Source organism: Vibrio metoecus, from assembly GCF_009665255.1.
Classification (GTDB): Bacteria; Pseudomonadota; Gammaproteobacteria; order Enterobacterales; family Vibrionaceae; genus Vibrio; species Vibrio metoecus_B.
The window spans coordinates 937,460-952,146 of sequence record NZ_CP035687.1; the positions used below are offsets into that span (position 1 = coordinate 937,460).

Annotated in this window: 3 protein-coding genes; all 3 read left to right on the top strand. The window is 49.3% G+C overall.

All coding sequences use genetic code 11. The features are described 5' to 3' along the window. The first annotated feature begins 22 nt into the window (after positions 1–22). Entirely contained in the window at positions 23–805 is a 783-nt protein-coding gene (locus EPB59_RS17620; protein WP_154174107.1) for a LytR/AlgR family response regulator transcription factor, read from the top strand. A 369-nt stretch (positions 806–1,174) separates the two neighbouring features. Next, entirely contained in the window at positions 1,175–13,558 is a 12,384-nt protein-coding gene (locus tag EPB59_RS17625) for a retention module-containing protein (protein ID WP_154174109.1), read from the top strand. Between the two features lie 134 nt (positions 13,559–13,692). Next, a complete protein-coding gene (locus EPB59_RS17630; RefSeq protein WP_055050375.1) occupies positions 13,693–14,679 on the top strand; it encodes a GGDEF domain-containing protein in 987 nt (328 codons plus the stop codon). Positions 14,680–14,687: the final 8 nt, after the last annotated feature.

Below are 14,687 nucleotides of genomic sequence, written 5' to 3' on the forward strand. Positions count from 1 at the left end.
ATTACAAAAGAGCAGATGAACGATGAACTCAACTTATACCGCGGTGATTGCAGATGACGAGCCTTTATTGCGTCATCACCTGAACAAAATGTTAGCGGATCTATGGCCTACGCTAGACATAGTGGTGAGCGCGGAAAATGGCGAAATGGCATTGCATGCGATAACACAGCATCAACCGGATGTGGTCTTTCTGGATATTCGCATGCCCAAACTGGATGGAATGGAAGTGGCGCGTCGTTTGTTGTCATTACCTAAAGTACCTCTGGTGGTGTTCATCACCGCTTACGACGAGTACGCAGTCAGTGCTTTTGAAGCTAACGCGATCGATTATCTGCTTAAACCGTTTTCTGTTTCACGTTTGGCGGATTGTTGTGAAAAGTTGCAACAGCGATTGTCACGTCAAACTTCGCCCACTCCTGATTTAACGCAGCTATTCCAGCAATTTGAGCAACTGATGCGCCATACCAAACCTGAGTATCAAGTGTGGCTGAAAGCCAGCAAAGGCGAAGAGATACATTTGCTCTCGGTCAGTGATGTTTTGTATGTGAAAGCGGAGGATAAATACCTCTCTTTGTACAAAACGGATGGTGTTGCTGTGCAAGAATATCTGCTACGCGCTTCCTTGAAAGATCTATTATCTCAACTAGATCCCAACCAGTTTTGGCAAATTCATCGCTCCTTAGTGGTCAATGTCGGGAAAATAGACAAAGTCACCCGTGATTTGAACGGGAAAATGTGGGTGCACATCGATCGGGTACAACTTCCCGTGAGCCGCGCCCTGCAACATCTGTTTAAAGCGGGTTAGCACTCCGCTTTCATATCCTTCCAGCCTGTGTCCTTAAGCCGAATTCACAAGCGTCCAATTTGAGCAATATTGTGAATTTCGAGCCATTTCACAATTGAGACGATGTATATATAGTTTTGGTATGAGTAGTTATTTAGTTATGCATCGCGTATAACTTAATCGGGAAGTTTAGTTACAAAATTATAATTACTTCCACTGAAAAAATAGATCTATCCCTAAACTACTTGAAATCATGGATAGGCCGCGGTGCGCTCCTCGTTATGAACATCAGTACACGATGCGATGTGGAGTGAGAAAAATGCGCATGCCTCGATCATTTTAAATAGCCAAGGGTAATCACCACTTATCGCGAGAAGAAATGGGGGCAGTATGGAATCTCAAGTCGTCACTCAACCAGTAACCGTAACCAACGTGGTTGGGTATGTCGTTGCCGTTAATGCACAAGGCCAAGCGCGAACGGTGAATACAGGGGATGTACTGCAACCGGGTGACATTCTTATTACGATCAACCACTCAGAAGTGGCGTTGCAGACCCAACAGGGCACTGTGCAAGTGGATGCGAACTGTGTGGCTTGTTTACCTGTCCTCTCTTTAGATGGTCAGCCTGAGGTTCAAGCTGCGCCGGTCCAAGGTGAGATCAACGTAGATCTTGCGCAGCTTGATACAGCGAATTTTGATGAACAAGCTATCGCCGCGATTCAACAAGCGATTTTAGATGGTGTCGACCCGACAACCGCATTACAAGCGGCAGCCGCTGGTGGTAATGCGACCGGTTCCGCTAACGAAGGTGCGGTCACCATTGCCTATAATTACCCCGAAGTGCTTGCCAGCACTGCATTTGATACCCACGGTTTTAATCAAACCTTTTCGACAACTCAAACTTTCGTTAACCCACTGCGCTTTGCCGCAGGTGGTGAAAGCCTGAGTTCGCAAGTCACCGAAGGTTCTTTGTCACTTGGCACTTATCCGCAGACGTCGACGGTCACTACGTTAATTACTGCCGGTAGCCTTGCACTGCTGCCTGCCTCTTTTGTACCTGAAGCAGCCTTTTTAACCTCGCTGCTTGCCGAACTGAACCAAGACATTACTTCTTCCGGCCAACCTGTGGTTTTCCGTTATGATGCCGCGACCAATAGCATTATTGGTGAGCAAAACGGTAGCACAGTATTAAGTATTGCGATCAGCGCAGAATCTGTTGGGCGAGATTTGAACTTGACCGTCACCACCACGCTGAGCCAGCCGATTGACCATCTACCGTCGGTGGGTGGTGGTTTGGTTTCGATCAGTGGTGATCAAATTTCAATTGCACTCCAACTTACGGGAACCGACAGCAACGGTAACGTGATCCAAGCCCCCATTGATGTGGTTGTGGCCATTAATGATGGTAGTGCGCCGGTGATGGTGGATGAACCCACCCTCAGCCTGAATGAAAATGATCTGCCAACGGGATCGGATGGTGCGGATTCACTGACCGTGTCTGGCCAGTTTGATACTCAGTTAGGCTCCGATCAGGTTGCGTCTTATCAGATTGCTCCCAGCACTGCTAACCCTATCGCAGGGCTGACTTCGCAAGGTGAAGCGGTGATCTTAGGTGAACCCACATTCATCGATGGTAATCGAGTTTATCAAGCCACCGCAGGCGGCCGTGATATTTTCCAACTGACGCTCAATGCCGACGGCAGTTACCAGTTCGTGTTACAAGGCACTCTGGATCATGCGGTGGGCAGTGATGCTCTGACCATTAGCTTGCCAATTGTCGCGATAGATTACGATAACGACAGCTCTGCGCCGGGCAATTTGAACATCGAAATTCAAGATGATAAGCCTTTAATTACGGGTGTTGAGCCACTCACCGTGGCTGAGAAAACACTAGATACTGGCTCGATCGGTGGTGGTGCGAGTTTGGTTGCCGATGGCAATTTTACTACCACTCAAGGTTCAGATGGCGTGGTGTCTTATCGTTTAGACAGCCTAACGGATGCCGTAGCAGGTATCACGTCAGGTGGTGTCGCGGTGACATTGAGCGAATCGGTTGATGCTAACGGCAATTACACCTATACCGCGACGGCTGGTGGTGAGCCAGTATTCACTCTGCTGCTCAACCAAGATGGCAGCTACCGCTTTACCTTACAAGGTTCACTCGATCACGCGCTCAACAGCGATGAGTTGTTGGTCAATTTTACCGTGGTCGCGACCGATTTTGATGGCGATACTGCAAGCATAACTTTGCCAGTAACGGTAAAAGACGACAAACCGTATTTCACCAATGTCACCAGCTTGAACGTTCATGAAAACGATCTGCCGCAAGGTTCTGATGTGACAAAAGAGCCACTCACCGCGAGTGGTCAGTTTGAATTAGTGCAGGGCTCGGATCGCGTATCGAGCTTCACGCTCGATGGTAGCGTCAATCCAGTACAAGGGTTGACCTCAAATGGCGTAGCGGTCACGCTGTCAGCGCCTGTCGATGATGGCAATGGCAACCTGACTTACACCGCGATGGCGGGCTCAGTGACTGTCTTTAGCTTGACGCTAAATAGCGATGGCACATACAGCTTTACATTGTCAGCACCGGTTGATCACGCGCTGAATAGCGATAGCCTGACACTGAATTTCAAAGTGATTGCCACTGACTTTGATGGCGATAGCGACAGCATAGTACTGCCGGTCAAAATCAATGACGATAAGCCTTACTTCACCAATGTACAGGGCTTGTACGTACATGAAAACGATCTGCCGCAAGGCTCAGATACTGATAAAGAGCCCGTGACCGTCAATGGTCAATTCCAGTTGGTGCAAGGGGCCGATACCGTATCGAGCTTCACGCTCGATGGTAGCGTAAACCCAGTACAAGGGCTGACTTCGAATGGCGTGGCGGTGACGCTGTCAGCGCCTGTCGATGATGGCCATGGCAACCTGACTTACACCGCGATGGCGGGCGCAGTGACTGTCTTTACCTTGACCCTGAATTCTGACGGCACCTACAGTTTCACGCTGGCGGCGCCGGTTGATCACGCGCTGAATAGTGATAGCCTGACACTGAATTTCAAAGTGATTGCCACCGACTTTGATGGCGATAGCGACAGCATCGTGCTGCCGGTGAAAATCAATGACGACCGTCCGCATTTCGTGAATGTGCAAGATCTGAACGTACATGAAAACGATCTGCCACAAGGCTCCGATACTGACAAAGAGCCGGTGACCGTTAATGGTCAATTCCAGTTGGTGCAAGGGGCAGATACCGTATCGAGCTTCACGCTCGATGGTAGCGTAAACCCAGTACAAGGGCTGACCTCGAATGGCGTAGCGGTCACGTTGTCAGCACCTGTCGATGATGGTCACGGCAATCTCACTTACACCGCGATTGCGGGTGCAGTCACCGTCTTTACCTTGACCCTGAATTCTGACGGCACCTACAGTTTCACGCTGGCGGCGCCGGTTGACCATGCGCTCAATAGCAACGATTTAACGCTCAACTTCCAAGTGATTGCCACCGACTTTGATGGCGACAGCGACAGCATCGTATTACCCGTTAAAATCAATGACGATAAGCCTTACTTCACCAATGTGCAGGGCTTGTACGTACATGAAAACGATCTGCCGCAAGGCTCAGATACGGATAAAGAGCCCGTGACCGTCAATGGTCAATTCCAGTTGGTGCAAGGGGCAGATACCGTATCGAGTTTTGCGCTCGATAGCAGCGTCAATCCTGTACAAGGGCTGACTTCGAATGGCGTGGCGGTGACGCTGTCAGCGCCTGTCGATGATGGTCACGGCAACCTGACTTACACCGCGATGGCGGGCTCAGTGACGGTCTTTACCTTGACCCTGAATTCTGACGGTACCTACAGTTTCACGCTGGCGGCGCCGGTTGACCATGCGCTCAATAGCAACGATTTAACGCTCAACTTCCAAGTGATTGCCACCGACTTTGATGGCGACAGCGACAGCATCGTATTACCCGTTAAAATCAATGACGATAAGCCTTACTTCACCAATGTGCAGGGCTTGTACGTACATGAAAACGATCTGCCGCAAGGCTCAGATACGGATAAAGAGCCCGTGACCGTCAATGGTCAATTCCAGTTGGTGCAAGGGGCAGATACCGTATCGAGTTTTGCGCTCGATAGCAGCGTCAATCCTGTGCAAGGGCTGACTTCGAATGGCGTGGCGGTGACGCTGTCAGCGCCTGTCGATGATGGCCATGGCAACCTGACTTACACCGCGATGGCGGGCGCAGTGACGGTCTTTACCTTGACCCTGAATTCTGACGGCACCTACAGTTTCACGCTGGCAGCTCCTGTAGATCATGCGCTCAATAGCAACGATTTAACGCTCAACTTCCAAGTGATTGCCACCGACTTTGATGGCGATAGCGATAGCATCGTGCTGCCGGTGAAAATCAATGACGACCGTCCGCATTTCGTGAATGTGCAAGATCTGAACGTACATGAAAACGATCTGCCACAAGGCTCCGATATTGACAAAGAGCCCGTGACCGTTAATGGTCAATTCCAGTTGGTGCAAGGGGCAGATACCGTATCGAGCTTCACGCTCGATGGTAGCGTAAACCCAGTACAAGGGCTGACCTCAAATGGCGTAGCGGTGACGTTGTCAGCACCTGTTGATGATGGTCACGGCAATCTCACTTACACCGCGATGGCGGGTGCAGTCACCGTCTTTACCTTGACCCTGAATTCTGACGGCACCTACAGCTTCACGCTAGCGGCACCGGTTGATCACGCGTTGAATAGCGATAGCCTGACACTGAATTTCAAAGTGATTGCCACCGACTTTGATGGCGATACGGCGAGCATCGTGCTGCCGGTGAAAATCAATGATGACAAACCCTCGTTTATTAATCGCCAACCCTTGAGCGTCAATGAAGATGATCTGCCACAAGGCTCGGACAACAGCAAAGAGTCGCTGAGTGCCAGTGGCCAATTTACCGTAGTGCAAGGCGCGGATCAGGTGGTTAGCTATCAGCTCGATAGCAGTGTCAATCCGGTGCAAGGGTTAACCTCAAATGGTGTTGCCGTGGTGCTCTCTGCACCAGTGGACGATGGCAACGGTAATTTAACCTACACTGCAACGGCGGGTGGTAACCCAATCTTTACCTTAGTGCTGAATACCGATGGTAGTTATACTTTCACCCTGTCTGGTCCGATTGATCATGCCGCAGGCAGTGACAGCAAACAGCTTAATTTTAAAGTGTTGGCAGTGGATTTTGATGGTGACGCAGCCAGCGTGAATCTGCCCGTTACGATTATCGATGACAAACCGACCATTACCGGTGTGCAAGCGCTATCGGTCGATGAGGATGATCTAGCTCAAGGCTCGGATACCACGAAAGAATCCTTAACTGCCACCGGACATTTCACCACGACGCAAGGTGCGGATCATGTGGTTTCCTACACGCTGAATCTTACTACCAACCCATTGGCCGGAGTGACTTCTGGTGGTCAAGTGCTAACTCTGTCTGACAGTGTCGATGCCAGTGGTAACCATACTTATACCGCGACTAAACCCGATGGCACGCTGATTTTTACCCTGCAGCTCAATGCGAATGGTAGCTATCAGTTCACCTTATCAGGGCCACTGGATCACGCTGCAAGCCGTGATGAATTGCTGCTGAATTTCAATGTGGTGGCGACGGATTACGATGGCGATACCTCAAGCATTGTATTGCCCGTGACCGTGGTCGATGACCAACCTTCTGTGATCAGCGCGCAAGCCTTGTCGGTCAACGAAGATGATTTGGCTTCTGGCACCGATCAAACGAAAGAATCAACCACTGCCAATGGCCAATTTACGACCACCCAAGGTGCAGATGGCATCGCCCATTATCAGATTGATACCAGTGTAAGCAGCAACACTGGGCTGACTTCACAAGGCCAACCTGTGGTATGGGGCGCGCCTAGCATAACCACAACCAGTAGTGGTCAAGTCTATACCTATCAAGGCATCGCCAATGGCGTGGTGATCTTCACCCTAGTGCTAAGAGCCGATGGCAGCTATAGCTTTACCTTAAACGGCGCGGTAGATCATCCTGTTAATGCTGATCAGCTCATTCTGAATATTCCAGTGCTGGCGCAAGATGCGGACGGCGATACCTCACCGATCACCTTGCCTGTCACTATCGTGGATGATGTACCGATCCTGCATGATAAAAATATCGCCTTGCAGGAGGGGGCTTCGGCATCGTCGGTGAATCTATTCTCGCGTGACAATAACTTAAGCCCAGATACACAAGGCGCAGATCGCGGAGTGATTACTCACTTTAGCGCAGTAGATGAAGCGGGGCGTGATATCCAGTTCCGTGAAGGCAATGTGCTGAGCAATGATATTGAGCTCAATGGCGCCGAGAAAACCGTCACTGTGGTGGAAATTGTTAATGGTGTGAGCCGCGATCTTGGTACGTTAACCATTCAACCTAACGGTACGGCCACTTTCACTCCAGTTGCACAGTTGGATCACACTGATGGAAACGACATCAAATTTACGGTGGATGTGACGGCGACCGATTACGATCACGATACCTCGACGGAACAGCTCAACATTACGATTTCCGATCACAAAGCGACCATTACTCAGCAGAAATTTACGGGCTATGAAGACCAAGGCCACGATGCGGCTCTGAACTTGGTGCCTGCGGGTGAGCAAAGCAATGCGCAAGATAACTTGGGTGGATTACCGGTTGAAGCTCTGAAACTCGCTTTGCAGGTCAACCTGTATGACGTAGACCAAGGGGAAAGTCTAGGTGAAGTCTCGATTTGGAATCCAAACCAGATCCGTGGCGATTTCTATTATTTGGATAGCGCCAACCAGCTAGTGAAGCTGGATGTCGATCCGGCAAGCGGACATGTTGTGCTGCCTGCCGCACTGTTGCAACAGTCGATCAATGGCACTATTGCCACGGTCGAAAACCTCTACTTTGTGCCGGATCGTCACTACTCGACAGGCAATGGAGGCATGAATGCCTCAGTGAGTGTGGAAATTCTGCACAATGGTGTGCGTGATCATTTCACCAACGGCAACATGCGCATCGAGATTGAAAGCGTAGCGGATATTGCGACTTGGAAGAGTAGCAGTGAGTTTCACTATGATGCGGTGGAGGATGGCAGTAATGTTAGCCTCAATATCGCAGCGGAGACTCAAGACAACAGTAATCCTGAAGCGATCACCTACCAGATTCGTTTTACTGAAAATGGCGCAAATGCCAACTTGGTTTACAGCGATGGCTCGCCGATCCCAACCAAAACCGATGCTAATGGCACTTACTATGAAGTACCGGCCAACAAAATAGCCCAAGTTCAGGTCGATCCGGCGGATAACTTCGCAGGCCAAATCAAACTGGATGTCACGGCCATCACTAAAGAGTCCACCAATTACGTTGCTGGCAAGCAGACGGCGCAATCAGAAACCAAAGAGATTGTGATTGATGTCGCGCCAGAAGCCGATCGCGGTAGTTTCACGGTCAATCGTATTTCGATTTTTGAAGATAATGCTTCCAATCAAAATGCGGTTGATCCGAGTGTTGAGCACGATCCTCTCCTGCTCAGTGAAGTGATTTCCATGACAGGCTCAAGCGATGCGGATGGCTCAGAAGCGCTATTCGTTCGTCTGTCCGATTTTACGGATACGGGCGCCACTTTGGTGTGGTTAGGCTCTGGCCCAAGTCCGATCACGGTTGGAACCTATCCTAACGGGGAAACTTACTATGAGATCCCGCAGAGTGCGCTATCTCAGGTTGAGGTTCTACCAACGAAACACAGCAATGAGAATTTCTCGTTTGTGGTCGAAGGTATTGTGAAAGACACGGTTAACCTATCAACGGGTCAAGCGCAGGATATTGAATCGCTAGGCAGCAAAACCGTCAATGTCACCGTGAAAGGAGTCGCCGATCTTCCGAATGTTGATTTTATTAGCGGCAATACGCAATGGCAGTCATTTAATGACGGTACTCATCAAGGTGTGATGACTACCGTAGCGGAAGATAGCTTAGTCGATCTCAACTTCAGCATCATTTCCGGTGAAATCGCGGACAGCCCGACGGACAGCTCAGAAACCATTTCGGTACTGCTCTCGAACATTCCGGACGGTGTAAAGCTGTTTGACAGTGACGGTACGAGCGTCGATTTGGTGTTTGCCGGCTACGACAGCAACCATAAACCGATTTATCAAGCCAACTTGACGGTCGCTCAGGTAGTCACCGGTATTCAGGTTCAGCCAGTGGCATCATCGACAGCCAATATTGATATCAAGGCAACGGTGATAGTGACCGAAAACGATGGTCATGTTCGCCAAGTGGAAGAGACGATCCGTATTTTGGTCGAGCCGAAAATTGATGTGACCGAAAACTACCACAATGCCGTGTCTGGTAATGAAGATGACCGTATTCATGTCACTTGGGTCCCACAAAACACACCGGGAAATATTCAAAACCCTGATGCGCAAGAGTACTTCAGCCGAGTTGAAATCTCTGGCTTCCCAGATGGTAGCCGAGTGTTCGTCAATAATGTTGAAGTGACCTTAATCAATGGCGTGCTGGTACTTGAACCTGCAGCAGGACAATCGGATCTCGATTTCTCAAATCAGGTTTCCGCGGCGGGCTACATTCAGGTCATTCCTCCGCACAACTCCAGTACTGACTTTACACTGGATACGACGATTACCGTAAAAGAGCAAGACCACGAGTACGTGGATGCGGCTAATCCGGGCCAAGGTATTGCCGAGGAAGTGATCCACGGTTCAATTGGCGTGAAAGTGAATCCGATCGTTGAGCCGGATGGACAGCTGTTAGTCGAAAATGCAGGCAGCGTAACCCAAACCGTGCAAGCTGATCCGAGTGGCAAGATTGATTTCACCATCAATGATGCCAGTGGTGGCCAAGCGGGGGCGAATGTGATTCGCTTTGATAACCTTGATAGCAACACCGCAGGCAGTTATCAGTCCGATGAGTTAGTGGATCAACTGGTGGTCAGCTTTGGCAACGTACCGCAGGAGGTATTGAACCAACTGCTGATCACTGGCGCAATCAACAACGGTGATGGAACATGGACAATCACCAACGAAGCCGATTTCAGCATCAAAGCGCCCAATGGTTTGGTGTACAACAGTAATAACGACCCAGATAACAACGGTTTCAACGACATCAAGATCACCATCACTGCTAAAGTCTATGACCAAGGTGAAGACAGCAGCGAAGTGAAAATCACCAAGCAGGTGAGCACAGAGTTAACCTTGAGTTTCCCCACCGTGGTCACGGGTAATAACAGCGTTGCCGCGCAGCTCAACTGGGTTGGCGATGCCGATGATTTGGTGATTGGCAAAGAAGATAACGCGGTGGACTTGGGGCAACAGATCCAAGACAAACTCATGGTCAATGCGACCGGTTTTGATGCGGTAGCCGACGAACTGAGTATTGTGATTAACGCGAGCGATCTGCCTGCTGGAGCCTCGATTGGTGGGCAAGATTTCAACTTTGTTGATGGTCAATATGTATTTAAAGGCACGCTGAATCCTGATGGTTCAATTTCTGGATTGGAAGGACTGGTGCTGATCCCACCGCGCGATTTTGCGGGGGATTTTAAGCTGCCGATCACGTTTGTGACGACAGATACCCAGTCGGGTGATGAGAAAACATTGACGGCGCAAGTGCCTGTCGCGATCTCTCCGGTTGCGGATGTACCCAGCAGCAGTGGCGATCAGCCACTCGATAATCATGTGACCCCAAGCATTACACTGAATGTGCAAGAGACACTGGGACTGGATGCGAACCATCAACCGACCGATTTGGCGAACGATACCCCAACGCAAGACGGTATCGCCTATGAAGATGGCATTGTGCACCTCAATCTCGCGATTGGCTTGGCGGATAGCCTCAATGGCAGTACGCAAGGCCAAGAAGTGTTAACCGAAGTGACACTGACTTTGAATGACACCAACTCTGGTGTCTTCGTGGATGCCAACGGCCAAAGTTTGGGAACCAGTATTACGCTCACTCAAGCTGAGCTACCGGCTGCACTCGGCGAAATTTACTTCAGACCAGCGCCGAACTATCCAAGTGGTAACGACATCAATACCGTGGGAATTACTGTGACCGGAAAAGTCACTGACAGCACCGTATTTGATGAAACCAACGCCAGTTCACAAGGTGTGAGCAGCAGCGATGCCGATAAAACCTTCACCTCACAAGTCAGTTTTGAAGTGAAACCAGTGGTGGATGACATCACGATTGGTTCTGGTAGTCCGATTTCGGTGACGGGAGATGAAGACAGTTGGATTGCCCTTGCCGATCAAGGCAATGCGTTCAACGTCAGCCTGAATGACAATGATGGCTCGGAACAATTTGTTTCCTTGGTTCTTACTGGACTGCCGACCGATTTCCTCGTCAAGTCACTGTCGAGTGACTATGTGGTGAAAAATAACGGCGGCGGCGAGTGGAGCGTGCAAATCCGCAATCCAAACTTAACCAGCTTGGATCTATCCGCACTGGCGATTAAACCGGCCAAAGATTTCAGTGGCGAAGTGCAATTGGGGATCAAAGTATTTACCCAAGAATCATTGCTTGGTGAACCCGTTGAACACACAGGGCAGTTCACACTCAATGTAACGCCTGTTGGTGATGATGTGGATATTGCTCCGATAACGAATGTTGCTGGCAATGAAGGTCAAGCGATTGACATCAGCCTTGGTGCGCAAATTCTCGATAAAGCACCAAGCTTACCGGGTGGGGCGAATTACACCGAAAACAGCCCAGAGACTTTGCGTGTTGAGATCTCCGGTGTGCCGGATGGCGCATCCTTGAGCTTGGCGGATGGTACTTTGGGAACACCTCTTGGTGGCGGCGTTTGGGTATTTGAAATTAATGCGCAGCAGCTTGATAAAGTGGTGTTCAATTCCGGCGATAACAACCAACTGAATTGGAATGGCAATCTGCATTTTAAAGTGCAGTCCGTGGATACCGGATTGGCAGGCGATCAGCACCTTGGCAGTGCGCAAGAGTTTGATGTGCATGTGGATGTGACGGCGGTGAATGATCGTCCTGAATTGATTAACGTGCAGGATCAAGTGACGGAAGAAGATACACCTCTACTGCTCGATAGCTTTACGTTGGCCGATATTGATGCCCAGTTGGATGACCCGAATGCGGATTATACGCTGCAAATCGGTGTGAATAGCGGCGTGCTGATCATCGACTCATCGCTCAGCAGCGGTTTGACCATTCAGGGCGATGGTACGGGGGCGCTTTCCATCACAGGTAACGTGGCCGAGATCAATGCTGCGATTGGCGCTGGCTTAGTGAAATTCGTCCCATCACCGGATTTTTATGGTCAGGTCGCCGTCACGCTTAACGTGAATGATAACGGCAATGCGGGGATTGAAATTGCGGGCGATGCTTCAACCGCGCACGATAACAGTGCACAGTTTGTGATTGATGTGACCGCGATTAACGATAAACCCGAGGTGGATGGTAGCCATGTAACGACTCAAATTAATGAGTTGTCAGAGCAAAAACTGACTGGAATTGTCGTATCGGATGTGGATTACACGGGAACCCATGCTAACGATGTGATGAGGGTGGCATTGAGTGTGACTGAGGGTGTCTTAAGTGTGCAAGCACCGACAGGAAGCTCAGTTGTTATCAGCTATGCGCTAGATGGTAGTGTGATTTTAGAGGGTAGCCCAGATGCGATTAATGCACTGATTAATCACAGTAGTCCTCTGTATGGTGTTTTTGTTGATGCGACCGCTATCGCGAGTACAGAGATCGAGCTCACGGTGCAAGCCCAAGACATGGGTGTGTATTTCGAAAATGCCTCAGGCATGGCGTTGGAAGAGACCAAAACCTACCCGATTCAGGTCACCCCAGTTGCGAATGCCCCCACATTAAGCATGAATCCTGCGTTGGGCTATGCGCAGCAAATTTATGCTAACCAGAGTGTCAGTGGCCAAGGTATTGCCCTTTTAGGCGCGATTGCGGCGTTAGTGGATTTACACGAAACACTGAGTTTACGCATTGACCATTTACCTACCAATGCAAACTTGGAGAGCAGTGCTGGCACGATAACCGATTTAGGTAATGGCAGTTGGGAAATTTCTCCAGATGCACTGGATAGCCTGAAAGTTGTCGGTTTGGATCAAGGGGTACATACATTGTCTCTGACGGCTATCTCGACAGAAAGTGATGGTAGTCGTGCTGAATCCTCGAATGTGATTGATTATCGTATTGAGATCGCTGCGGATGGTTTATCGCTTGATCACAGTAGTACAACCCATGACAGCTCAGTGATTGCTGACCATAGTGGCATGACGTTGATTTCCGGTAGTGGTAACGATTATGTACAAGGCGGTGATGGAGACGATGTGCTGATTGGCGGTTTGGGCGCCGATATCTTGGTGGGTGGCGCTGGTGCGGACTTGTTCAAATGGACCCTCAACGGGGTAGACGACAAAACAGACCACATTCGGGACTTTAATGTAGTGGAAGGTGATAGCATCGACTTGATGGACGTAGTGCAGGATTTGGGTAATCACCTCACGATGGAGCAGTTATTGAATAACTTAAGCTCGTCGAACCAACTGACCGCTCAAGTCGTTGATAATAATATCGAGTTGGCTGTGACTACCGACAATAATGTGCAGCAGACTATTGTGATTGATAATCTAGCTACTCAGATTGATTTCACCGGTATGAGCTCACTGGATATTATCAGTACGCTGCTTGACCAAAACGTACTGCGTCACGATTAAGATCCTATCGTCATAGCGTAGACTATTGGCCTCTCGTTTATTCGAGGGGCCGTTTTTTTAGCATGGCATTTTTCCATGTCGGATTTCTTTTCCTATACTTCAGGGAAAGCGGTTCGTATTAAGGTTGAGGTTTCATGAATGACAAGGTGTTGGAATCTGTTATCGAAATCACTGAGCAGAAAAACTCACTTGCACTCAGCTATAGCATTTTAGCGACATTATCTCAGCTTTTACCCCTCTCATCTGCAACTCTGTTCCATCACTTAGGTCGTTCTACCGTCATGGTCGCTCGCTTAACCATCACTAAAAATGCAGATGATGGCAGTACGCAGTATCAGTGGTTGTATGATCAAGTGTGTTCGGACAATGGTTATATTCACAAGCAAACTGAGATGTCATTCAGTTTGCAGCCGAATGGTCAGTATCAATGTCGTTGCCCGATACCAATCGAAGAGCATTTTTCTGCCGAATTATGCCTCCATCTCAATGAACCTCCGGAGCAATATCGATTATTGATTGATGGATTCGCCAAGATCTACCGAAATTACACTGTGATTTTGCATGAGAGTGAGCGCGATAAACTGACAGGGCTTTTAAACCGCCGAACCTTAGAAGACCGTTTACGTCATACTTTTGCAATTAACCCAACGGCAGAAGAAAATCATAAACTCTGGATTGCCATGCTAGATATTGACCATTTTAAAGCCATTAATGATCACTTCGGGCATATGATTGGGGATGAAATTCTGCTGATGTTTGCTCAGCAAATGCAGCATTATTTTGGGCATTCCGCGCAACTATTCCGTTTTGGTGGCGAAGAGTTTGTGATCATTTTTGCGAGCGGAAACGAACAAGAAATCAACCGACAGCTGGATGGTTTTCGGCACCATATCCGTCGTCACGATTTTCCTCGGATTGGAGAGTTGAGTTTTAGCGCCGGTTTTTGTTCGCTGAGACCAGGAGACTATCTACCCACCATTTTGGATCATGCTGACAAAGCACTTTATTACGCGAAAGAGCATGGCCGTAATCAGGTGCACTGTTATGAAAACTTGTGTGATGAGGGCAAAATTGCCAGCCCTCAACACCATTCTCCCGAAGACGATGTTGAGCTGTTTTAAATTCTTGC

What these genes read in the sequence shown, in the direction of transcription:
- EPB59_RS17625 (WP_154174109.1), top strand. Translation starts at nt 1,175, where the DNA reads ATGGAATCTCAAGTCGTCACTCAACCAGTAACCGTAACCAACGTGGTT.
- EPB59_RS17630 (WP_055050375.1), top strand. Translation starts at nt 13,693, where the DNA reads ATGAATGACAAGGTGTTGGAATCTGTTATCGAAATCACTGAGCAGAAA.
- EPB59_RS17620 (WP_154174107.1), top strand. Translation starts at nt 23, where the DNA reads ATGAACTCAACTTATACCGCGGTGATTGCAGATGACGAGCCTTTATTG.